General features: G+C 64.0%; 18 protein-coding genes and 1 pseudogene. 9 read left to right on the forward strand and 10 right to left on the reverse strand.

All coding sequences use genetic code 11. The annotated features are described in order from the left end of the window. The first annotated feature begins 235 nt into the window (after positions 1 to 235). From yidC to ACK5L9_RS18060, 5 genes are all read left to right on the forward strand, one after another. Entirely contained in the window at positions 236 to 2,104 is a 1,869-nt protein-coding gene (gene yidC / locus ACK5L9_RS18040; protein WP_416912841.1) for a membrane protein insertase YidC, read from the forward strand. Next, positions 2,101 to 2,862 carry an MOSC domain-containing protein gene (locus ACK5L9_RS18045; protein ID WP_416912842.1) on the forward strand — a complete coding sequence of 254 codons (762 nt, stop codon included), beginning with the start codon at positions 2,101 to 2,103 and terminating at the stop codon, positions 2,860 to 2,862. Before yidC ends, ACK5L9_RS18045 begins: the two co-directional genes overlap by 4 nt. Beyond that, positions 2,859 to 3,509 (forward strand): ribosome biogenesis GTP-binding protein YihA/YsxC, encoded by a 651-nt coding sequence (gene yihA / locus ACK5L9_RS18050; RefSeq protein WP_416912843.1) that lies wholly within the window; start codon positions 2,859 to 2,861, stop codon positions 3,507 to 3,509. Before ACK5L9_RS18045 ends, yihA begins: the two co-directional genes overlap by 4 nt. A 62-nt stretch (positions 3,510 to 3,571) precedes the next feature. Beyond that, a complete protein-coding gene (gene argB, locus ACK5L9_RS18055; protein WP_416912863.1) occupies positions 3,572 to 4,471 on the forward strand; it encodes an acetylglutamate kinase in 900 nt (299 codons plus the stop codon). Positions 4,472 to 4,567: 96 nt separating this feature from the next. Continuing rightward, complete coding sequence (locus ACK5L9_RS18060; RefSeq protein WP_416912844.1) at positions 4,568 to 5,086, forward strand: SixA phosphatase family protein; 519 nt, start codon at positions 4,568 to 4,570, stop codon at positions 5,084 to 5,086. A 33-nt stretch (positions 5,087 to 5,119) separates the two neighbouring features. Here ACK5L9_RS18060 and ACK5L9_RS18065 read toward each other — a convergent pair whose 3' ends face one another. Next, complete coding sequence (locus ACK5L9_RS18065) at positions 5,120 to 6,061, reverse strand: alpha/beta fold hydrolase (RefSeq protein ID WP_416912845.1); 942 nt, start codon at positions 6,059 to 6,061, stop codon at positions 5,120 to 5,122. Between the two features lie 221 nt (positions 6,062 to 6,282). Between ACK5L9_RS18065 and dusA the strand changes: the two genes are divergently transcribed. The 3 genes from dusA (at position 6,283) to ACK5L9_RS18080 (ending at position 9,113) form a co-directional block, all read left to right on the forward strand. Next, a complete protein-coding gene (gene dusA, locus ACK5L9_RS18070; RefSeq protein WP_416912846.1) occupies positions 6,283 to 7,257 on the forward strand; it encodes a tRNA dihydrouridine(20/20a) synthase DusA in 975 nt (324 codons plus the stop codon). 45 nt (positions 7,258 to 7,302) lie between these two features. Beyond that, entirely contained in the window at positions 7,303 to 8,112 is an 810-nt protein-coding gene (locus ACK5L9_RS18075; protein ID WP_416912847.1) for a sulfite exporter TauE/SafE family protein, read from the forward strand. Positions 8,113 to 8,402: 290 nt separating this feature from the next. Beyond that, positions 8,403 to 9,113 (forward strand): hypothetical protein, encoded by a 711-nt coding sequence (locus ACK5L9_RS18080; protein WP_416912848.1) that lies wholly within the window; start codon positions 8,403 to 8,405, stop codon positions 9,111 to 9,113. Positions 9,114 to 9,204: 91 nt separating this feature from the next. Here the strand turns inward: ACK5L9_RS18080 and ACK5L9_RS18085 are convergent, their stop codons facing one another. The 6 genes from ACK5L9_RS18085 to argS all read right to left on the reverse strand — a co-directional run bounded on the left by ACK5L9_RS18085 (position 9,205) and on the right by argS (position 15,881). Beyond that, a complete protein-coding gene (locus tag ACK5L9_RS18085) occupies positions 9,205 to 10,314 on the reverse strand; it encodes a THUMP domain-containing class I SAM-dependent RNA methyltransferase (RefSeq protein ID WP_416912849.1) in 1,110 nt (369 codons plus the stop codon). Then, positions 10,311 to 10,958: an SMC-Scp complex subunit ScpB gene (gene scpB / locus ACK5L9_RS18090; protein ID WP_416912864.1), complete on the reverse strand. Its 648-nt coding sequence runs from the start codon at positions 10,956 to 10,958 to the stop codon at positions 10,311 to 10,313. The genes ACK5L9_RS18085 and scpB overlap by 4 nt, the downstream gene beginning before the upstream one ends. Before the next feature lie 74 nt (positions 10,959 to 11,032). Then, positions 11,033 to 11,821 (reverse strand): segregation and condensation protein A, encoded by a 789-nt coding sequence (locus ACK5L9_RS18095; RefSeq protein WP_416912865.1) that lies wholly within the window; start codon positions 11,819 to 11,821, stop codon positions 11,033 to 11,035. A 78-nt stretch (positions 11,822 to 11,899) separates the two neighbouring features. After that, positions 11,900 to 12,910, reverse strand: a complete 1,011-nt coding sequence (locus tag ACK5L9_RS18100; RefSeq protein ID WP_416912850.1) for a glycoside hydrolase family 3 N-terminal domain-containing protein — start codon at positions 12,908 to 12,910, stop codon at positions 11,900 to 11,902. Then, positions 12,907 to 14,064: an SPOR domain-containing protein gene (locus ACK5L9_RS18105; protein ID WP_416912851.1), complete on the reverse strand. Its 1,158-nt coding sequence runs from the start codon at positions 14,062 to 14,064 to the stop codon at positions 12,907 to 12,909. The genes ACK5L9_RS18100 and ACK5L9_RS18105 overlap by 4 nt, the downstream gene beginning before the upstream one ends. Positions 14,065 to 14,138: 74 nt before the next feature. Then, positions 14,139 to 15,881, reverse strand: a complete 1,743-nt coding sequence (gene argS, locus ACK5L9_RS18110; protein ID WP_416912852.1) for an arginine--tRNA ligase — start codon at positions 15,879 to 15,881, stop codon at positions 14,139 to 14,141. 295 nt (positions 15,882 to 16,176) lie between these two features. On the opposite strand from argS, the pseudogene ACK5L9_RS18115 reads away from it, so the two are divergent. Continuing rightward, a pseudogene (locus ACK5L9_RS18115) lies at positions 16,177 to 16,467 on the forward strand (transposase); the annotation flags it as partial. 174 nt (positions 16,468 to 16,641) lie between these two features. On the opposite strand, the gene ACK5L9_RS18120 reads toward ACK5L9_RS18115, so the two are convergent. The 3 genes from ACK5L9_RS18120 to ACK5L9_RS18130 form a co-directional block, all read right to left on the reverse strand. Next, the gene (locus tag ACK5L9_RS18120) at positions 16,642 to 17,520 is read right to left on the reverse strand and encodes a calcium-binding protein (protein ID WP_416912853.1); all 879 of its coding nucleotides are present in this window, start codon (positions 17,518 to 17,520) and stop codon (positions 16,642 to 16,644) included. Positions 17,521 to 17,652: 132 nt separating this feature from the next. Then, positions 17,653 to 18,450, reverse strand: coding sequence for a calcium-binding protein (locus ACK5L9_RS18125; RefSeq protein WP_416912854.1), 798 nt, complete (start codon positions 18,448 to 18,450; stop codon positions 17,653 to 17,655). Between the two features lie 126 nt (positions 18,451 to 18,576). Next, entirely contained in the window at positions 18,577 to 21,699 is a 3,123-nt protein-coding gene (locus ACK5L9_RS18130; protein WP_416912855.1) for an efflux RND transporter permease subunit, read from the reverse strand. Positions 21,700 to 21,710 lie beyond the last annotated feature (11 nt).

The raw sequence follows: 21,710 nt of genomic DNA on the forward strand, positions 1-21,710 counted from the left end.
TTAGGCTTGTTTGATTTTGCGGGATTTTTATCCGAAAACCGGTGGCCACTTTTCGGAAATCCTGCTTAGGCCGGACGGCGCAGCAGTCGGCGCGGCGCGATCCGGCAAGAGGGTGATCCGGGGTAAAAGCTTCGGGATTTGCGGCCCAAACGCGCCGGATGGGGCAAATCCGCTTGACCTTTGATGGCCTGTTCTGTTGAACCGGCGCGACTGACGCGATCACGGTGGTAGTGGAATGGAAGACAATAACCGCAATCTGATCCTGGCGACGGTTCTGTCGTTTCTGGTGATCCTGATCTGGTACACGGTCTTCACCCCGGAACCGCCAGCACCCGCGCAACCCGATCAGCCGGTCGCCGCGCAGGGCGCGGATGGCTCGGTCGTAACGCCTGCCGTTCCAGCGGGCACGACCGCAGCAACCACCGATCTTGCGGCCGCCGCCACGGGCGAGGCCGAGGTGAAGGCTGCGCGCATCCAGATCGAATCTCCCTCGCTCAAGGGCTCGATCTCGCTGGCGGGGGGGCGCATCGATGATCTGCTGATGACCCGCTATCACGAGACGCTGGATGACAACTCGCCCGCCGTCAGGCTGCTGGCGCCCTCCTCGGCGACGGCGGATCCGGCCATCGACACGACCGGATCGAAACCCTATTACGCCATTTACGGATGGACGCCCGGCACCGGCACCGATCCGGCGCTGGTACCCGGCCCGACGACCGTCTGGTCCGTGGCCAGCGGCGACACGCTGGCCCCCGGCAAGCCGGTCACGCTGGTCTGGGACAATGGCGCGGGGCAGATCTTCAGCCGCGTTTTCGAACTGGACGACAATTACCTGTTCACCGTCACGCAATCCGTCCAGAATAACGGCAGCGCCGCTTTCAGCGCTGCGCCCTATGGCTTGATCGCCCGCCATGGCCGCCCCGACACGCAGAATTTCTATGTCCTGCACGAGGGCGCGGTCGGGATGCATGATGGCGAGCTGATCGAACTGAAATACAAGAATATCGCCGATCTGGACCCGGTCGCCCGAGAGGGGCGGGCCGAGGTGGTCGAGGTCAAGGAAAACGGCTGGGTCGGCTTTACCGACAAATACTGGATGACGACGCTTGCGCCCGCGCCCGGCCAGCCCTTCACGGCGGTGGTCAAATACGCCGATGGTGCCGACATCTATCAGACCGAGGCGCGCTATCCGATGCAAACGGTACAACCCGGCGCGACGGCCACGAACAAGGGCTATCTGTTCGCCGGCGCGAAGGTCTGGGAACTGATCAACGGTTATCAGGAAACCCCCGGCATCCAGCGTTTCGTCGATTCCATCGACTGGGGCTGGTTCTATTTCCTGACCAAGCCGATCTTCCGCATCCTGCACTGGCTGCATGGCTTTATCGGCAATATGGGCTGGTCGATCATCGCCCTTACCTTCATCCTGAAGCTGCTGGTCTTTCCGCTGGCGCGCAAATCCTATGTCTCGATGGCGAAGATGAAGGAATTGCAGCCCGAGATGGAGGCAATCAAGGAACGCGCTGGCGATGACCGGATGAAATACCAGAAAGAGGTGATGGAGCTGTACAAATCCCAGAAGGTGAACCCCGCCGCGGGTTGCCTTCCGGTGCTGTTGCAGATCCCGATCTTCTTTTCGCTCTACAAGGTGATATTCGTCACCATCGAACTGCGTCACGCCCCTTGGGTCGGCTGGCTGCGCGACCTGTCGGCACCCGACCCCTCCAGCCTGCTGAACCTGTTTGGCCTGCTGTCCTTTGCGCCCCCTGCGCAAGGCACGTTGCTGCATTCGCTGTCGCTGCCCGCGCTGGCCATCGTTCTGGGCATCAGCATGTGGATGCAGCAAAAGCTGAACCCGGCCCCCGCCGATCCGGCGCAAAAGATGATCTTTGCCTGGATGCCGTGGATTTTCATGTTCATGCTGGGCGGCTTTGCCTCGGGTCTGGTGCTGTACTGGATCACCAACAACACGATCACGATCATCCAGCAATATACGATCATGACCATGCACGGCCACCGGCCCGATTTCTTCGGCAATATCAAATCCTCGATGCCGAAACGGCCCAAGGCCGTCGCCAAGGGTGGCAAGGGCAAGGACAAGTGAGCGCATATCTGGCCCATATCCGCCGCCATCCGGTCAAATCGGTTGGCGGCGAGGGGCTGGCGCATGTAACCCTGCGGGCGGGCCAGCGCCTGCCCGGAGACCGCGAATGGGCGGTGCTTACCGAGGCTGGCGAACGCAACGCGCGGGCCAGCGAGACTGACGGGCAGCCGGATCGCTGGCTGCCCAAAAGCTGTTTCCTGCGCGGAGTCGTCTCGGCCTCGTTGCAGGCGGTCAGCGGCGGCTGGCAGGGCACCCGCCTTGTGCTGAGGCACCCCGACCGGCCCGATCTGAGCGTCGATCCCGAAACGCAAGGCGCGGCGCTGATCGACTGGTTGCGCCCGCTCTGGCCTGCCGACCAGCCGGCGCCGACGCGGCTGGTCCGGGGCGCGGGCATCTGGACCGACAGCCGGGCGCCCTTTGTTTCGATCCTGTCGCTGGACAGCCTGGCGGATCTTGAGGCCCGCTGCAGCCAGCCGCTTGGCATCGACCGCTGGCGCGGCAATCTGTGGGTTTCGGGCTGGCGCGCCCATGCCGAACGAGATCTGATCGGGCAGGTGATCCGCATCGGTGCGGTCAGCCTGCGCGTGACCGAACAGATCGGCCGCTGCCACGCCACCAGCGCGGACACTGCCACCGGTCGGCGCGACATCGATATGATCGCAACGCTGGAACGGCTGTACGGCCACACGGATTTCGGCGTTTATGCCGAAATTCTTACCGACGGCACCATTGCCACCGGAGACGGGATCACCGCATGAAAGTCGCCTTCCCCACCGCCCCTGAACCCGAGGCCGAGGCCGCCGAGAATGCGCGTCTGCTGTTCGCGGGGCCGGTCGATTTCCTGAAAGGCGTAGTCGCGATGGACGGCCTGCCGTCCGCCGACCGCCCCGAGGTTTGTTTTGCCGGGCGCAGCAATGTCGGAAAATCAAGCCTGATCAATGCGCTGACGGGCCGCAAAGGGTTGGCGCGCGCCAGCAATACGCCGGGGCGGACGCAGGAAATCAACTATTTCACCCTTGGGGATCGCGGCTATCTGGTCGATCTGCCCGGCTATGGCTTTGCAAAGGCACCGGTCTCGGTGGTGGCGAAATGGCAGGCGCTGCTGAAAACCTATCTTGCGGGCCGCCCGACCCTGCGCCGCGCCTTTTGCCTGATTGATTCTCGCCATGGCATCAAGCCCGTGGATCACGAAATCATGACCCTGCTGGACAAATCCGCCGTGCCCTTTCAGGTGGTGCTGACCAAGGCTGACAAGCTGGGGCCGAACGCGATCACTCCGGTTCTGGCGCAGGTCGCGGACGAATTGCAGAAACATCCGGCCGCATTTCCGCAACTGGTCGTGACCTCTTCCGACAAGGGACAGGGCATCGCGACGCTGCGCGCGATCATTGCCGGTCTGGACTGATCCGCCGATGCGTCCTAGGGTCCGTCCCGAGTCATAAGGGCCCCAGAATGAGAACGCAGAACATGAACCGTGACTGGATCGCTACCGCCCGTACCTTGTCAGAGGCCCTGCCCTATCTTCAGCGCTATTCCGGCGCGGTGGTCGTCGTGAAATTCGGCGGCAATGCCATGGGCGATGACGAGGCAATGGCCGAATTCGCGCGCGACATCGTGCTGATGAAGCAAGTCGGCATGAACCCCGTCGTGGTGCATGGCGGCGGGCCGATGATCAACGAGTTGCTGGGCAAGCTGGGAATCGAAAGCAATTTCGTGCGCGGCAAGCGCGTGACCACCAAGGAAACCGTCGAAGTGGTCGAAATGGTGCTGTCCGGCCTTGTGAACAAGCGAATCGTGCAGGCGATCAACGATCAGGGCGGGCGCGCAGTGGGGATCAGCGGCAAGGATGACGACCTGATGGTCTGCGAGGCGGACGACCCTGAACTGGGCTTTGTCGGCCGCCCGGTCGAGCTGAATGTCCAGATCATCCGTGACCTGTACAGCGCCGGAATGATTCCGGTCATCGCGCCGGTCGCGACCGGAATGGCCGATAACGAGACCTTCAACGTCAATGGCGACACCGCTGCGGGCGCGATTGCCGGGGCATTGCAGGCCGACCGGCTGTTGCTGCTGACCGATGTGGCGGGGGTCAAGGATGCGTCGGGACAAGTGGTGACGGCGCTGGATCCGGCACAGGTGAGGGCGATGATCGGCGATGGCCAGATCGCAGGGGGCATGATCCCAAAGACGGAAACCGCGCTGAAGGCCCTGGAAGACGGGGTCCGGGCAGTGGTGATTCTGGATGGACGGGTGGCCAATGCCTGCCTGCTGGAACTGTTTACCGAACATGGCGCGGGCAGTCTGATCCGCTCGACCGAGCCGCGGGTCAAGCCACGCGGGCTGCGGCAGGGTGAAAGCGGGTTGTAACAGCGACCGCTGCGACAATCCTAATGCTTGCCCCTTCGGCAAGTGCTGTGGCAGGCTGCCGGAATATTCGGCATGGACCATGAGGCAGTTCCAACCATGACCCCACTTGGACATCGACGGCTGATCCTGACCCGTCACGCGAAATCGGCCTGGGACGATCCGGGGCTGGCCGATCACGACCGGCCGCTGAACAATCGCGGTCGCCGTTCGGCGCTGGCTCTGGGGGACTGGATGGTCAGCCGGGGCTATGAGCCCGAAGAAGTGCTGTGTTCCACCGCCCGCCGCACGCGCGAGACATGGGACATGATCGCCGGTGCCCCCCTTGAGGTGCGCCCCCTGATCCGGTTCGAGCCCGGCCTGTATCATGCCAGCGCCGAAAAGATGCTGACGATCCTGCGCACCGCCTCGCATCCCTGCGTGGTGATGCTGGGACATAATCCCGGCATCGCGGAACTGGCGGCGCTGCTGCCCGCGCGACCGCCGCTGGAGCCGGATTTCCGGCGCTTTCCGACCTGCGCGACGCTGGTGGTGGATTTCCAGATCGACACCTGGGCCGAGGTCGAACCCCGGCAGGGCAGTGTGATGGATTTCGTCCGCTTCGAGGGGCGCGGATAGGATCCTGCGCCGCCTCCACCGCAGCAGCAGCCGTCACGCGGGGGCTGCCGCCGCCAACCTCTCCAGCGCGTGCAGGGCGTGGTCCAGACATTCGGCATTGTGGCGGTCCATCATCAGGTTGTGGCTGCCGCCGGGGGCAATTTCGGCCACCGTGTCGATCAGACACGCGCGCCCTCCGGTGGCGGTCAGGCTGTCCACGAAGGCATGCCATTCGGCACGCCGCGTGATCCAGCGATCCTGACGGTCCAGAAAATCGCCCTGAAGGATCACCACCGGAATATCCCGGATCCGCGCCAGATCGCGGGCGAGGGTCGAGGGTTCGACGCCGATGATCCCGGCCACGCGCCGGGGGTGCCGTTCGGTGGCGTCAAAAGCGATCTGGCCACCTTGCGAATGGCAGACCAGCACCGCGCGCCCCAGCCGTTCCAGCACCGAGGCCAGCCCGTCGATCTGCAACGCCGTGGTGCTAAGCCAGCGCGGAACGGTGGACCGGGCCAGCGCCTCCAGGGCTTCGACCGGGAATTTCTGGTTGGCAAAGGGCCGACGCGTGGCGAAATCGGCAGCCTCGCCCAGCCGATACAGATCCCAGGTTTCCTCCATCGTGCGGATGATCGGATCGCCTTCGAAATGCAGGGGCGCAAAGCCGGAACGGCCGCGTTCGACATTGTCCAGCACATGCACCTCGTATCCCCGCCCGACCAGCAGGTTGACCCAGCCGGGCCGACCGTCGGGGGTGGTCTCCCAGGCCGAACCATGCATGCCGCCGCCATGAACCAACACGAAAGGCGGGCCGGGGCGGCGGTCTTCGGGGATGAAATACTGCACATAGACATGCCCGACCGAATAATGCCCGCGCGGGTCGTGGACATAGCCGCTGTCACGCGAAAAGCGCACGGGCCGACGCTCGCCCCGGTCGGATTTCACGATGGAACCGCCGACCGTATAAGACCCGAATTCGCGAAGTTTGACCGCCATCCGTCCGACCCGGTTGAAGAATTTCCCTCACTATTCCGAAAGTCAGACGATAGAAGAAATCTTTTGTTCCTATGGTTTGATCAGTCGTTCCTATCAACTAAGGTGATAGCCATTTTCGTCTGCCCTATATGTGTAACAGGCAATCGAACATGGCAAAAAGGACATCTACGACCGTAGAATGGGGTGCAAACGCCGCCGCGCAATGAGATAATGATAAAATCATGAAGTATCAGGAACATATACTATCCGTTGCCCCGATGATGGATTGGACCGACCGGCATTGCCGGTTCTTTCACCGGCTGATGTCGCGGCGGGCGTTGCTTTATTCCGAGATGGTCACGGCTCTGGCGGTGATTCATGGTGATCGGGGGCGGCTGCTGGGTTTTGACGCGGCCGAGCATCCGGTGGCGTTGCAGCTTGGCGGCTCGGATCCAGGGGAATTGCGGCAGGCTGTGCGGGCAGCGGCGGATTGGGGCTATGACGAGATCAACCTGAATGTCGGTTGTCCCAGCGACCGCGTGCAATCGGGGTGTTTTGGCGCGGTCTTGATGAAAACACCCGCGCTTGTCGCGGATTGTGTGGCCGGGATGCGCGAAGTCAGTCCCGTCGAAGTGACGATCAAGTGCCGCATCGGGGTGGACGATCAGGATCCGCAAGAGGTTCTGCCCGCCTTTCTGGATGGGATGCGTGCGGCGGGCATCCGACGGGTCACGATCCATGCGCGCAAGGCATGGTTGCAGGGCCTCAGCCCGCGCGAGAATCGCGAGGTGCCGCCGCTGGATTACCCGCTGGTGCATCACATGAAGGCGCAGTTTCCCGACCTGCATCTGTCGGTGAATGGCGGGATTGGCGATCTGGACGCGGCGCGCGATCATCTGCGGGTCATGGACGGGGTGATGATCGGGCGGGCTGCCTATCACCGACCTTGGGATATTCTGGGGCAGGCCGATGCGCTGTGGGGGCAGGCACCGCGCTTTGGTTCGGCCACGCAGGTGGCCGAGGCGATGCGGCCCTATATCGTGACCCATTTGTCCGGTGGCGGGCGGCTGCATCAGGTCACGCGTCACATGCTGGGCCTGTTCCATGGCCAGCCCGGTGCACGCGGCTGGCGGCGGGTGTTGTCCGAGGGTGCGTCCTCTGGCGGGATCGAGGTCTATGACGCGGCTCTGGCGCAGGTCGGGCGCGCGGCGGCTTGAGGTCGGCTCTGGCATCTGCCGGGCGGGTAAGCTAAGCGGCGGGGCATGGCTGAATATGTTTTCCCCCTTGTGCTGCTGATGGCGACCGGTGCCTTTGCCGGAGTGCTGGCCGGGTTGCTTGGCGTCGGCGGCGGTATCGTGCTGGTTCCGGCCTTTCTGTATGTGTTCACACAGGCGGGCTATGGCGGGCCGGATGTCATGCAGGCCTGTCTGGCGACATCGCTGGCGACGATCATCGTCACCTCGGCGCGGTCGGTTCTGGCGCATAACCGCAAGGGGGCTGTCGATTGGCAGGTGCTGAAAGGGTGGGCTGCGGGCATCGGCATCGGTGCGCTGGCCGGAGTGCTGCTGGTCGGGTCGTTGCGCACCCATACGCTGCAACTGATCTTTGCAGGGCTGGTCATCGTGATTTCGACCTATATGGCGCTGTCACGGCCGCATTGGCGGCTGGCCGATGACATGCCTTCGGGGTGGCGGCGGGCGGTGATGGCCCCGGCGACGGGCTTTGTCTCGGTGCTGCTGGGGATCGGCGGCGGCAGCATCGGCGTTCCGCTGATGACGCTGCATGGCCGGCCCATTCACCGCGCGGTGGCGACGGCGGCGGGGTTCGGGGTTCTGATCGCGGTGCCCTCGGTCGTGGCCTTTCTGTTCCTGCCGGTCGGAAACCCGCCGCCGCTGACCGTCGGATCGGTCAATTTGCCGGCTTTTCTGATCACCATTTCCATGACCCTGCTGACTGCCCCGATCGGTGCCAACCTGGCCCATCGTACCGACGCGGCGCGGCTGAAGCGTTATTTCGCATTCTTCCTGATGCTGGTCGCACTGAACATGCTGCGCAAGACGCTGATCGGGTAGGCAAATGCCGCCAGTCGCGGTGGTCAGCCGACTCGGATCCTCTGTTTCGGCGAATTGTCGCAAATAAGTGGCAGCTTGCTTGCAACAGCTTGCACGAAGGGCGGTTATTACGGCCAATGGCTTCAACCGAAAGCCGTGTATAAGGTAGCCGACAGTGCCGTCCGGAAGCAGAACCCCGCCTCGCATGGGCAGCTTGCGCCCGCAAATGCGGTCTGACACCATTGATGTGCCGGATTGCAGAAATTTGACCGGAATTGCCTGACAAGATGCTGGGCTGGTTAAAAGACAGATTGTTCCGCAGGGAATGGCGGTCCGGGTTCGAGCCACGTTTTTCTGATGCACTGCACGAACAGGGAAACTATGCGGTAGAGTATGGCGACTGGCGGCCACTGTCCCTGCCCGGCGATCCGGTTATTTCGCATGTCATGCCGCCCGAGCTTGCCCTGCCTGCCTGTGATCGCCTTTTCGCCATGGCGGAAGGGCGGGCGCGGATCGGCAAGGCATTTCTGGCGCGCTATAATCTGCGTCCCCGCCCCTGTCCGCAGGACTGGGAAGAGGTTGAACACCTGCTGGCAAGGCTGGCCGAACCCAGTCAGGAACCGCAGCACAAGGCGCTGCATGGCACGGTCCCGCGCCCGAAATTCTGGGCGCTGACCTTCGATCTGGGATGTTTCTACGCCGAAGCCCTGTGCAAGTCCGCGCCCGGTTCGCGGCTGGTGCCTGCGCATTTCGGCCGCGACAAGCCCGAAGGCGTGTGCCCGCCCTTCCCACGGGTCGCAGTGCCCGGTCGTCCCTTCCTGATCAATGCCGTCGAAACGGCGATGAAGGCCGGCGCTGCGGCGGTCGTACAGGGGTGGAGCAACAGCCTGCCTCAAGGATTTTCCCTGCTTGCGCCTTCCGAACCTGCGGCACCCGCACGAGAAATCAGACCCACAGCCCTGACGGCCGAGCGTTCCGGAAAACAGGCCATGCCAGGCAGGGTTGGTGGCAGATATAGCTGATGAAAACAGTTTTGATCACAAACGCTGCGCAGCATCCGCGTCAGATCAAAAGGTTATAACCCGAAATCAGGGGTCGTCTCAGGCGGGCTGGTTACAGCGGGCCGGTCTGCCACAGCCGGACCTTCAGGCCGCCATGAGCGATGATCGGGCCAGGCGGCTGAAATGGCAGGCCGGTTGCCTTGGCAAGTCCCGCCTCGCTGGTCACGATGCCAACGCGCCAGCCCTGAAAGCGGTCGCGGAACACCTGTCCCATCGCGGCATGCAGCCCGAACAGCGGTCCCTTGTTGCCGATCCGCGCGCCATAGGGCGGGTTGACCACGATCAGCCCGGCAGGCCCTTCGGGGCGCATCAGGTCGCTGACCGGGCAGCAGGCAAAGCTGGTGTATCCGGCCACGCCTGCCCGCGCGGCGTTGGCCGTGCTCATCCGAATCGCGCCCGCGTCGCGGTCTCTGCCAAGGAACCGCAGGCCAGACGCGCGCGAGGGGGCTGCGCCGCGCATTGCCTGCCATGCTGCGGGATCGAAGCTGGCCAGATCCTCGAAGGCAAAGCGGCGGCTGCGACCGGGGGCAAGGCCAAGAGAGATTTCGGCGGCCTCGATCACGAATGTGCCCGATCCGCACATCGGATCCAGAACCGGCTGGCTGCCATCAAAACCCATCTCGCGCAGGAACATCGCGGCCAGGGTTTCGCGCATCGGGGCCTTGGCGACGGCCTCTTTATGGCCGCGCTTGTGAAGCGATTCACCCGAGCTATCCAGACTGATCGTGACCAGATCGTCCTCGATCCGCACCTTGACCACGATCCCGGCATCCGCCGAAACGGGCGCACCCAGTTCCTCGCGGATGGCGCGTTCGATGCGTTGCGTGGCCGCGCCCGCGTGATAGATGCGGCTGGCACGGCAGGTCGTTTCGACCCGGATCGGCAGATCGGGGCGTAACACCTGATCCCACGGGAATTTGCGCGACCGCTTGTCCAGTTGCGCCAGATGCAGCGCGCGAAAGCTGCCCACCCGCGCCAGAACCCGCGTCGCCCCACGCAGCATCAGATTTGCACGCCACACATCCGGCCAGCCGCCCCGGATCGTCACCCCGCCCGGCTGCGGCACAGGGGACCAGCCCAAGGCCCGCGCCTCGGCGGCAAGCGGAGCCTCAAGTCCGGGGGTGGCAACCAGAAAGATCTCGAAATCGGGGGGCGGGGTCATCGCGGGAACTGGTCATCCCCGAACAGATCATTCTCGGGCAGGTCCGGGCCTTCGTCCCCCTCCCCGTCCCCGTCACTCTCACTGTCCGGTTCGGGCCGGATCAGACCCAGCCCGTCCGAAGGCGGACGCGCTTCAAGCAGACCCGCCGCCCGCAATTCGGCCAGCCCCGGCAAATCGCGCGCCGATTCCAGGCCGAAATGATCCAGAAACCCCTCGGTCACGACAAAGGTGGCGGGGCGACCGGGGGTCATCCGGCGGCGGCCCATGCGCACCCATTCCATCTCGATCAACTGGTCCAGCGTGCCCCGGCTGACGGCGACGCCCCGTATTTCCTCGATCTCGGCGCGGGTGACGGGCTGGTGATAGGCGATGATGGCCAGAGTCTCGATCGCGGCGCGCGACAGGCGACGCTGTTCGACCGTTTCGGCCTGCATCAGGAAGGACAGATCCGCCGCCGTGCGAAAGGTATAGCCATCGCCGATCCGTTCCAGCGCAACCCCCCGCCCGTCATAGCGGCGGCGTAGCGTGGCGATGGCTTCGGCGGGGTCACAGCCATGGGGCAGGCGCTGGCTCAGGTCGCGTATGCTGACCGGCGCGGCGGCAGCGAACAGGATCGCCTCGACCATGCGTTCCTGCTGCGCCATGGGCGGTGGCGGGAAATCCGGCGAATTGGCGGGCGCGTCGGGCGCAGAGGGGGGAATATCGTCGGTCAGATCGGTCACGTCGGCTTGCGTCGGATGGTGATGGGTGAAAAGCTTTGGTCCTGCCGTATCTCCAGCTTGCCCTGACGTGCAAGCTCTAACGAGGCGGCAAAGGTGGCGGCTGTGGCGGAACGGCGGCGTTTTCCGTGGTTTTCCCAGCCATCGGGCAGGAAATCCGACAAATCGGTCCAGTCCCCGGCAAAGCCGATCAGATGGCGCATGCGATCAAGCGCCTGTTCCATACTATAGACGTTCTGCCGGTCAAAGGCATAGGGACGAAATTCTTCCTTTGTTTTCAATCTGGCATAGGCGCGCATCAGGTCGATCAGCCCGGCCTGCCATTCGGTGCGACGCTTGCGCGCCACGGTTTCGGGCGCGCCGCGCTGAAACCGGCTGATCCCCAGCCGGTCACGTCCCATCAGCCGCGCCGCCGCTTGCCGCATCGCGTCCAATCGTTCAAGCTGAAACGCCAGATGCGCGGCCATTTCCTCGGCCGAGGGGCCTTCGGCTGCGGGGTCAGGGGGCAGCAGCAGGCGCGATTTCAGGAAAGCCAGCCAGGCGGCCATGACCAGATAATCTGCGGCCAGTTCGATGCGCAGCTTGCGGACCTGTTCGACGAAGGCCAGATATTGTTCCGCAAGATGCAGGACCGAGATCTTCATCAGATCGACCTTTTGCGTCCGCGCCAGTGTCAGCAGCAGGTCCAGCGGCCCCTCGAACCCGTCCACATCGACAATCAGCGCCTCTTCGGCGCGGCGCTGCGCGACGACATCCACGGCGTCCGGCCCGCCGGGGGCGGGGCGCAGGAAGGGAACGATCTTGTCGGCATCGGCCACGCGGGTCTCCTTGTTCCGGGGGCAGAGTCGGCGCTTGCCGCGCCCGAGTCAAGCAGTCGCGGCGTCAGGTACCAATACGCGGTATTCGGCCAGCAGGGCGGCGGCGTCGCAGGTTTCGGGCGCGCGGCGCATCGCCAGCGCGGCATCGGCGCGGCGCTGTGCCTGCGGCGTCATCGGGCCAGCGGCCGCAACGACATATTCCATGTCGGCCACACCGCGATTGCAGTGCAGCACCAGATCGCAACCGGCACCGATGGCGGCTGCGGCACGTTCGGCCTCGGATCCCGACAGGGCGTTCATGGTGATGTCATCGGTCATCAGCAGCCCGTCAAAGCCAATCCGGTCGCGGATCACCGACACGATCCGGGCCGAGGCGGTGGCGGGCGCGTCGTCCAGCGCGGCGAAACGGATATGGCCGGTCATCCCCATCGGCAGGTCATTCAGTGCCCGGAACGGCGCGAAATCCACCGCGTCCAGATCATCCGCCTCTGCCATCACTACCGGCAGGTCGTGGTGGCTGTCGGAAACGGCGCGGCCATGGCCGGGCATGTGTTTCATCACCGGCAGAACACCGGCGGCCAGCAGGCCATCCGCCGCCGCCCGCCCCAGTTCCGCGACACATGCCGGGTCAGAGCCCAGACAACGGTTCAGCAGAAACGGGTGGGTGCCGGGCTGCGCCACGTCCAGGCCGGGCGCGCAATCCGCGTCGATGCCCACGGCGCGCAATTCCGCGCCGATCAGCCGATAGCGCAGCCACATCGCCCGAGCACCCGCCCCGGCCTGATCCAGCGGCGGGCTCCATTCGCGCCAATGCGGCGCACGAAGGCGCTGGACCCTCCCGCCTTCCTGATCGACCATGATCACCGCGTCGCGGCCCACCGCCTCGCGCAGATCCCCCGTCAGGCGGCGCAACTGACCGGGGCTTTCGACATTGCGACCGAAAAGGATAAAGCCCCACGGATCGGCGGCGCGGAAAAAGTCGCGCTCGTCCGGGGCGAGGCTGGTCCCGGCGATGCCGCCGAGGATCGTGGCGTTGCAGGTCACGGCGTTACGGATCAAGGCGCGGCGATTGCGATGCAATCGGTCCCGCCGGCCTTCATCGCCGCGCAAAAACTTTGCGCATCCGAGCGGGTGTCAAAGCCCGCCACGCGCAGCCGCCAGAAAGTGCGGCCATTCGACTGATGTTTCTGGATCACCTGCCCCTTGCCGGAAAACAACGAGCCGAACTTGCCCGACAGCCGACCCCATTCCTTTTGGGCGATGGTATCGCTGTCGAAGGCACCGATCTGGACCAGCGGCGCACCCGAGGCGACACTGGCCGATTTCGGCGCCTCGTCGGGTGCCGACGTGGGCGCAGCCTCGGCCGGGCGGGCCTGCGGTGCAGCCGGGGCCGGGGCAGCGGCGGCAGGTGCCGCTGCGGCGACGACACGGGCACCGCGCGGGCGCGGGGACGGTCGGGCCGAGCTTGTCAGGGCAGGCGTCGCCTGCGCCTCGGCAAGGGCGGCAGCAATGGCATCGGCCTCGGCGGGGGCGCCGTTCTCGTCGGTCACGACCTCGTTCACCGGGCCTTCGGTGGCCGGAGCATCCACGATGGTGGCATCCTCGACGGCAAGGGCTGCGGCGGCGCGGGCCGCGGCGGCAGCCGCCTGAGCCTCGGCCAAGGCTTTGGCTTCGGCGTCGGACATGGGAACTGCCGGTTCGCCGTCAAAGTTCAGCGGCGTTTCCGACGGGTTTTCGGGCTGTCGCGCCGTCGCGCCAAGCTGACCCATCGGAACATCGGCATCGGTCAGATCCGTCGCTGTCGGGGCGATCGCCACACGGTCGGTCGGCGCGGGCTCGGCCCCGCCCGCAACCTGATTGACGGCATAGCCGGTATAGCTGGCCAGCTTGCCGCCCGGATCATCGGGGGTTGTGCGGGCTTCGCCCTGAATCGCCTTGATGACGGGCACGCCCGACACATCACGCGACACAAGCTGAAAGCCCCAGACCAGCAGCCCGACCATCAGCCCGACCGAGGCCAGCGCGCCAAGATAGTGAGTCAGACGCGCCAGACGCGCCGACAGGCTGCCATTGCCTTCGGGATCTGCCGCGAAACGCATGTCGTCAGCCTGCGAGACATCGCCGTCCCAGCCGTCCTGTTCATAAGAAAATTCGCGCCGCACCTTGTGCCGCGAAAATACATATCCGCCCTCGCGGAAATCCATCACTGCCATAGCCTGCCTGCCTGCCGGTTGATCCGGTTTTCACGTTGACTGCTCTTTTTCCCCGACGCGCGGCGCATGTTGAATCAGCGCATCTCCTGTACCGGAGTCACCCCAAGGATAGCGAGACCGCCCGAAATGACAACGCCAACCGCCCGAACCAGCGCGATTTTTGCCTGAGTCGTGGCAGAATCGTCCTCTTGCACAAAGCGCAGGCTGGCCTCTTCGTTGCCCCGATTCCACAGCGAATGCAGGTCAGACGCTATGTCATAAAGAAAAAATGCGATGCGGTGCGGCTCGTGCGCACGGGCGGCATGTTCGACAAGGCGTGGCCATTCGGCAACTTTACGTGCAACGTCAAGTTCGGCCTGATGGTTGATTTTCGTCAGATCGGCGGCGATCAGCGCATCGTTGGACACATCGATTCCCGCCTCATGCGCCTTGCGCAGCACCGAATGAACGCGCGCGCTGGCATACTGGACATACCAGACGGGATTGTCGCGCGACTGTTCCAGAACCTTTGCAAAGTCGAAATCCAGCGCAGCGTCATTCTTGCGCGTCAGCATGATGAAGCGGGTGACATCGGCCCCGGCCTCTTCAACCACGTCGCGCAGGGTCACGAAAGTGCCCGCGCGTTTCGACATCTTGAAGGGTTCGCCGTTCCTGAACAGCTTGACAAGCTGGATCAGCTTGATGTCCAGCGGCACACGCCCGTTCGACAGCGCCTGCACGGCGGCGTTCATGCGCTTGACATAGCCACCGTGATCGGCACCGAACACGTCGATCAACTGATCAAAGCCGCGTTCGATCTTGTCCCAGTGATAGGCGATGTCAGGCGCGAAATAGGTCCATGCACCGTCGGATTTCTGGATCGGGCGGTCCACATCGTCGCCAAAGGCGGTCGAGCGGAACAGCATCTGCTCGCGCGCCTCCCAATCCTCGGGCAGCTTGCCCTTGGGCGGCTCCAGCACGCCGCGATAGATCAGCCCGGCGCTTTCCAGCCGGGCGATGGCGGCCTCGATCCGGCCAGTGCCATACAGGGCCTTTTCGCTGGAATAGACATCCATGGTGACGCCAAGCGAGGCCAGATCCTGACGGATCATCTGCATCATGGCTTCGGTGGCAAAGTCACGAATCGCGGCCAGCCATTCCTCTTCGGGCTTTTCCAGCAGAGTGTCGCCATATTTCTCGCTGAGCGCCTCGCCCACGGGGATCAGGTAATCGCCGGGGTACAGACCTTCGCGGATTTCGGGTTCCAGACCGTTGGCCTCGCGGTAACGTTCATAGGCCGACCGCGCCAGAACATCGACCTGGGCGCCGCCATCGTTGATGTAATATTCGCGCGTGACGTCATGGCCCGAGAAAGCCAGCAGATTGGCCAGCGCATCGCCGAATACCGCGCCGCGCACATGGCCCACATGCATCGGCCCGGTGGGGTTCGCACTGACAAATTCGACATTGACCCTTTCGCCTGCACCGATCCCCGAACGACCGAAATCTGCCCCCTGCCGCAGGGCGGCGACAATGACCCCCTGCCAGACCGACGGGGCAAGGCGCAGGTTCAGAAAGCCCGGTCCCGCGACCTCGGCACCGGCGATGCGGGGGTCGGTCAGCCGCGCGGCCAGCTTTTCGGCAATGTCGCGCGGCTTCATGCGGGCGGGCTTGGCCAGCACCATCGCGGCATTGGTCGCCATATCGCCATGCGCCGCGTCGCGCGGCGGCTCGACCGCGACATTTGTGTAATCAAGGCCCTGCGGCAGATCGCCCGCCTGCGCCATCTGATCCAGCGCCTCGACAACGACGCCGCGAAGATCGGTGAAAAGGTTCATGATCCGCTTCCTGATATGTCAGTGCGGGTTAACCTCTGGCCGGGGGAAAGGTCAACAGGCCCGCACGTGTCGGGGCCGCGCCCGGCAGGCACCGGTGTGCCGCGCGTGTCGGGGTTCGGTCAGGGTCATCACATGGAGAGCGGTTTCTGCATAGCACTACTTTGGCAGATTTTTTGCCGATACGGTAATCTCCGGATTGTGGGAAGGTTTGGTTTCTGAAGACCAACCTTTCATCAAGAGACCATCCATGGCCGATGCTGCGCCAATTTGATGATCAAATTGGCTTCCGTCAGCTATACTGGCCGGAGAGGCCGGGTTCGACCCGATCGAGGAGCGGCTGCGAGCCAGCGTCCGCGCGACCATCGAGGCCGTATTCGAGGAGGAACTTGTCGGCTTTCTCGGCCGACTGCGCTACGGTCGGGGCGAGGGTCCGGCGAAAGGGTATCGCCACAGGCACCGCGAACGACAACTCACCGGCACCTTCGGCACCGAAACGGTGCGGGTGCCGCGCGCCCGGATCGAGGACGAGACGGGCAAGGTGACGGAGTGGCGGTCGAAGGCGCGGCTCGTCACCTTCAACCGCCTTGATCCCGCGCAATGGAAGTCCGCCCGGACCACAAACGCCATCGAGCGCCTGAACGGGGAATTCCCACAGCATTCGCGACACGACCGAATGCGGGCGGGCTTTCCCGGCCTCGGCACAGCAATTCCCTTCGCCGATCCCCTGCCGCAACGCAATCGCGACAAGGGAAATGCGGGCTCAGAAGGTGAAATCGCCCATGTCCAGATGCGCAATGTCGAAACCGGACAGGACAATGGTGGAACTGACGCCGATGTGCAGGATCGTGTTGCCGTTCACATGGTCGGCATTGTCAATGACGCCCTGAATATCGGCCTGGCCGAACCCGTCCAGATGCAACCGGTCCTGACCATCCATGAAGCGGGCGATCCGGTCGCGGCCATCGCCGAGATCGAATTTGAACTCGTCTGCGCCGCGCCCGCCGACCAGAAAGTCATTGCCGGTACCGCCTTCGAACGTGTCGCTGCCATTGCCGCCGAACAGCCGGTCATTGCCCGCATCCCCTTCCAGGTCGTCATTGCCGGCCCCGGCGCGCAGCACATCCTTGTCCGCTCCGCCTTCGATACTGTCATGGCCGCCACCACCAAGCAGGATGTCGGCACCGACGCCGCCCTCAATGGTGTCATTGCCGCCGCCGCCGAACAAGCGGTCATTGCCGTCATCGCCCTCGACGCTGTCGTGCCCGGCGGCACCCGACAGGGTATCATTGCCGATGCCGCCTTCCATGGTGTCGTCGCCGCTGACTCCGATCAGGCGGTCATCGCCCGCGTCGCTTTCAAGGTCGTCGTTCCCGGCACCGCCGTTCAGCAGGTCGTTATCCGTTCCTCCCTCCAGGCTGTCATTGCCGTCGCCGCCGGACAGGTTGTCGCTGCCGGAATCGCCAGTCAGCTCATCGTCACCAGCATGCCCGGCCAGTACGTCATTGCCGTCACCGCCCTGTGCTTCGTCATTTCCGGCAAGCCCGTGAAGGATATCATCCCCGGAAAGCCCGGATATTTCGTCTGACAGGCTGGTGCCTGTCAGAGTGTCATTGCCGATAGTGCCATAGATTTCTGCCATGATGCCTTGTCCCCGGGCTGGAATGGAATGTGACATTGCCAAAAGACCATTGACCCGGCAACGGGCGCGAAAGGAGGGGCAGGATCACATTCGCGTTCCCGAATATCTGACAGAATCCGAAGGAATCCGGTGTCAGAAGGCGAAGTCGCTGATGTCCAGATCCGCCGCGCTGACGCCAGTCAGAGTGATGGAGGTGCTGTCGTCCAACTGCAAAAGCGCGTCGCCTGCGCCTTGTCGGGCCCTGCCGATAACGGCCTGCACCTCGGCCCGGCTCAGATCGTCGATATGCAGCTTGTCCTGGCCCCTGGTGAAATCGGTAATCCGGGCGCTGTCATCGCCGAGATCGAACCTGAACAGATCCGGGCCGCGCCCGCCGGTCAGCACGTCATGGCCCCTGCCGCCCTCAAGAATATCGCTGCCGTCACCGCCAAACAGCCGGTCATCGCCCGAATCGCCTTCCAGAATGTCGCGGCCCGCACCCCCGCGCAGCAGATCGTTATCCGCGCCGCCTTCAAGGCTGTCGCGACCGGCACCTCCGAACAGGCGGTCATTGCCGATCCCGCCCTCCAGACTGTCCCTGCCCTTTCCGCCGAACAGGCGGTCGTCCTCGGCCCCGCCCTCCAGATCGTCATGGCCCACGCCGCCGCGCAATATGTCATTGCCCGCGCCACCCTCCAGGCTGTCCTTTCCGTCCCCGCCTCTCAACAGGTCATTGCCGTCGTCGCCATAAAGCCGGTCACCATCGCGACCGCCAATCAGGGTATCGTTACCGCTGTCGCCATGCAGCTCGTCGCGACCGCCCAGTCCCCGCAGGATGTCGTTTCCGGCGTAACCCCACATAAGATCGCCATTGACCGAACCTTTCAGGATATTGTTGCCTTCGTTCCCTTCAACCAAACGCAACCCGTCTGTCGAATTTCTGTCCGCCATGTAACCCAGTCTCCTACCGTTGAAAACACAAGGAAACATGACGCAACGGCAGCGGTGGCGCAACCGCCGCCACTGCCATTGCCGGGATTCGGGCCTGTTCCCGCCGGTGCCGGGGCCGGGGCGTTGTCAGCCCGTCGCGCCTTTCGCCTCGTCCTCGAACTTGTCGCCCCGGCCCAGCAGGCGGCGCATCAGCACATAGAACAGCGGCGCGAAAAGGATGCCGAAACAGGTTGCGGCCAGCGTGCCGCCCATCACCGTCGCGCCGATGGCATTGCGGCCATTCGCGCCCGCGCCGGCGGACAGAACCAGCGGCAGAACCCCCAGCGAAAAGGCGATCGAGGTCATGATGATCGGGCGGAAACGCTGCCGCGCGGCCTCGACCACGGCCTTGAACAGCGGCACACCATGCTGCGATTGTTCGCGGGCAAATTCCACGATCAGAATGGCGTTCTTGCCGGTCAGGCCGATCACGGTCAGCAGCCCGACCTGAAAGAACACGCCATTGTCGAAACGCCCCAGAAAGGCCCCGATCAGCGCGCCCAGAATCCCGATGGGCATGACCAGAATCACCGCCAGCGGGATAGACCAGCTTTCGTACAGCGCCGCAAGGCACAGGAACACCGCCGCCAGCGACAGCGCGTAAAGCAGCGTCGTCTGATCGCCGGAATCGCGTTCCTCAAGCGAGAGGCCGGTCCACGCGACATTGAACCCTGAGGGCAACTGGCTTGCCAGACGCTCGATCTCGGCCATGGCCTCGCCGGTGGCCACGCCGGGCGCGGGACCGCCCTGAATCTGCATCGCCGGCACGCCGTTATAGCGGCTGAGGCCCTGGGGACCAAAGCTCCATTCGCCCTCGGCGAAATTGGCAAAGGGCACCAGTCCGCCGGTCGCGTTGCGCACGCGCCATTTATCGAAATCCGATGGCACGGCACGGCTGTCGGCCTGACCCTGAACATAAACCTTCTTGATACGCCCGCGATCAAGGAAATCATTCACATAGGAACCGGTCCATGCCACCTGCATCAGGCCAGCCACATCCGAGGCCGTGACCCCCATCGCCCCGGCCTTGCGCCAGTCGATATTCAGCCGGTACTGGGCTGCATCCTCCAGCCCCGAGGGACGGGCCTGCGCGATCAGCGGGCTTTGCGCCGCCATGCCCAGCATCTGGTTGCGCGCCTCAAGCAATTGTTCATGCGACTGACCGCCGCGCGCCTGCAAATACATGTCGAAGCCGGACACATTGCCCAGTTCGATCACGGCGGGCGGCACCACCGGGAACACCATTGCATCGCGGATCTGCATCATCGCCGGGAAAGATCGGCCCGCGATGGCCTGTACCGATTGCGCGGGATCCGGGCGTTCGCTCCAGTCCTTCAGGCGGACAAAGGCCATGCCGGTATTCTGTCCCTGTCCGGCAAAGCTGAAGCCGGCGACGGCGAACATCGATTCCACCGACTCGGCCTCTTGCGTCATGAAATAGCCCGAGACCTGTTCCAGCACCGCAGTCGTGCGCTCGGTTGTGGCTCCGGTCGGGCCCTGCACCAGCACCAGCAGAACGCCCTGATCCTCATCAGGCAAAAAGCCCTGCGGCGTGCGCAGGAACAGCATCGCCATCAGCACGCCCATTCCCGCATAGACCAGAAGAACCCGCAGCGGACGGCGCACGATCCAACCGACCGCTCCGGTATAGCCCCGGCTGGTCCGGTCAAAACCGCGGTTGAACAGGCCGAAAAGCCCCTTGCGCGGGCCATGCGCCGGTTTCAGCATCGAGGCGCACAGCGCCGGCGTCAGCGTCAGTGCGACAACCACCGACAGGCCCATGGCCGACACGATAGTGATCGCGAATTGCTGATAGATCACCCCGGTCGAACCGCCAAAGAATGCCATCGGCACGAATACCGCCGACAGGACCAGCGCGATCCCGATCAGCGCGCCGGTGATCTGGCCCATGGATTTGCGCGTCGCCTCGCGCGGGGGCAGGCCCTCTTCCTCCATGATGCGTTCGACGTTTTCCACCACGACGATGGCGTCATCGACCAGCAGACCAATGGCCAGCACCATGGCCAGCATGGTCAGCGTGTTGATGGTAAACCCAAAGGCCGCCATGATCCCGAACGTTCCCAGCAGCACGATGGGCACGGCCAGAGTCGGGATCAGCGTCGCCCGCCAGCTTTGCAGGAACACATACATGACGATAAAGACCAGAACGATGGCTTCGATCAGTGTCTTGACCACCTCTTCGATCGAGATCTGCACGAAGGGCGAGGTGTCGAACGGGATGACATACTGGACGCCCTCGGGGAAGAATTGGGAAAATTCCTCCATCCGTTCCTTGACACGTTCTGCCGTGTCCAGCGCATTCGCGCCCGGCGACATGCTGAGCGCCATGCCGGTGGCGGGGCGGCCGTTATAGGTCGCCTCGGCGGCATAGTTTTCCGCGCCAACCTCTACCCGCGCAACATCCTGCAAAAGCACAAGCCCGCCATCCGGCTGAGCGCGCAGCACGATCTGGCGGAAATCCGCAGGCGTGTTCAGCAACGATTGCGCGGTGACGGTGGCGTTCAGTTGCTGGCCGTCCAGCGCGGGCCGGTCGCCAAAGGCCCCCGCCGAAATCTGGGTGTTCTGCGCCGACACCGCCGCCACCACATCCGAAGGCGTCAGCTCGTAGGCGGCCAGTTTGGACGGATCCAGCCAGATGCGCATGGCATATTGGGCACCAAAGACCTGCACGCCCCCGACGCCCTCGATCCTGGACAGGTCATCGACAAGGTTCGCGACCATGTAATCGGCAAGGTCGGTCTGGTCATAGCTGTCATTGCCGATCAGCCCGATCACCATCAGAAAGCCCGCCGCCGATTTCTCGACCGTGATCCCCTGCCGCTGCACGGGCTGGGGCAGCAATGTCGTCGCGCCCGACAGCTTGTTCTGCACCTGCACCTGGGCGATATCGGGGTCTGTCCCGGTCTCGAATGTCAGTGTGGTGGTCGATCTGCCCGCCGCATCGGAACTGGAGGACATATAGCGCAGCCCGTCCAGCCCGGTCATCTGCTGTTCGACGATCTGCGTGACCGTGTTCGCCACCGTTTCAGCCGAAGCACCCGGATAGTTTGCCCGGATCGTCACCGAGGGCGGGGCGATTTGCGGATATTGCGCGATCGGCAGCGACAGGATCGACAGGACGCCAACGCCCATGATGATGATCGAGATCACCCATGCGAAAACCGGTCGGTCGATAAAGAAACGTGCCATGACTTGCCTCG

The sequence above is a fragment of the Paracoccus sp. (in: a-proteobacteria) genome, from assembly GCF_047973135.1.
Taxonomy (GTDB): domain Bacteria; phylum Pseudomonadota; class Alphaproteobacteria; order Rhodobacterales; family Rhodobacteraceae; genus Paracoccus.

What these genes read in the sequence shown, in the direction of transcription:
- yidC (WP_416912841.1), top strand. Translation starts at nt 236, where the DNA reads ATGGAAGACAATAACCGCAATCTGATCCTGGCGACGGTTCTGTCGTTT.
- yihA (WP_416912843.1), top strand. Translation starts at nt 2,859, where the DNA reads ATGAAAGTCGCCTTCCCCACCGCCCCTGAACCCGAGGCCGAGGCCGCC.
- argB (WP_416912863.1), top strand. Translation starts at nt 3,572, where the DNA reads ATGAACCGTGACTGGATCGCTACCGCCCGTACCTTGTCAGAGGCCCTG.
- ACK5L9_RS18060 (WP_416912844.1), top strand. Translation starts at nt 4,568, where the DNA reads ATGACCCCACTTGGACATCGACGGCTGATCCTGACCCGTCACGCGAAA.
- ACK5L9_RS18065 (WP_416912845.1), bottom strand. Translation starts at nt 6,061, where the DNA reads ATGGCGGTCAAACTTCGCGAATTCGGGTCTTATACGGTCGGCGGTTCC.
- dusA (WP_416912846.1), top strand. Translation starts at nt 6,283, where the DNA reads ATGAAGTATCAGGAACATATACTATCCGTTGCCCCGATGATGGATTGG.
- ACK5L9_RS18075 (WP_416912847.1), top strand. Translation starts at nt 7,303, where the DNA reads ATGGCTGAATATGTTTTCCCCCTTGTGCTGCTGATGGCGACCGGTGCC.
- ACK5L9_RS18085 (WP_416912849.1), bottom strand. Translation starts at nt 10,314, where the DNA reads ATGACCCCGCCCCCCGATTTCGAGATCTTTCTGGTTGCCACCCCCGGA.
- scpB (WP_416912864.1), bottom strand. Translation starts at nt 10,958, where the DNA reads ATGGCGCAGCAGGAACGCATGGTCGAGGCGATCCTGTTCGCTGCCGCC.
- ACK5L9_RS18105 (WP_416912851.1), bottom strand. Translation starts at nt 14,064, where the DNA reads ATGGCAGTGATGGATTTCCGCGAGGGCGGATATGTATTTTCGCGGCAC.
- argS (WP_416912852.1), bottom strand. Translation starts at nt 15,881, where the DNA reads ATGAACCTTTTCACCGATCTTCGCGGCGTCGTTGTCGAGGCGCTGGAT.
- ACK5L9_RS18120 (WP_416912853.1), bottom strand. Translation starts at nt 17,520, where the DNA reads ATGGCAGAAATCTATGGCACTATCGGCAATGACACTCTGACAGGCACC.
- ACK5L9_RS18125 (WP_416912854.1), bottom strand. Translation starts at nt 18,450, where the DNA reads ATGGCGGACAGAAATTCGACAGACGGGTTGCGTTTGGTTGAAGGGAAC.
- ACK5L9_RS18130 (WP_416912855.1), bottom strand. Translation starts at nt 21,699, where the DNA reads ATGGCACGTTTCTTTATCGACCGACCGGTTTTCGCATGGGTGATCTCG.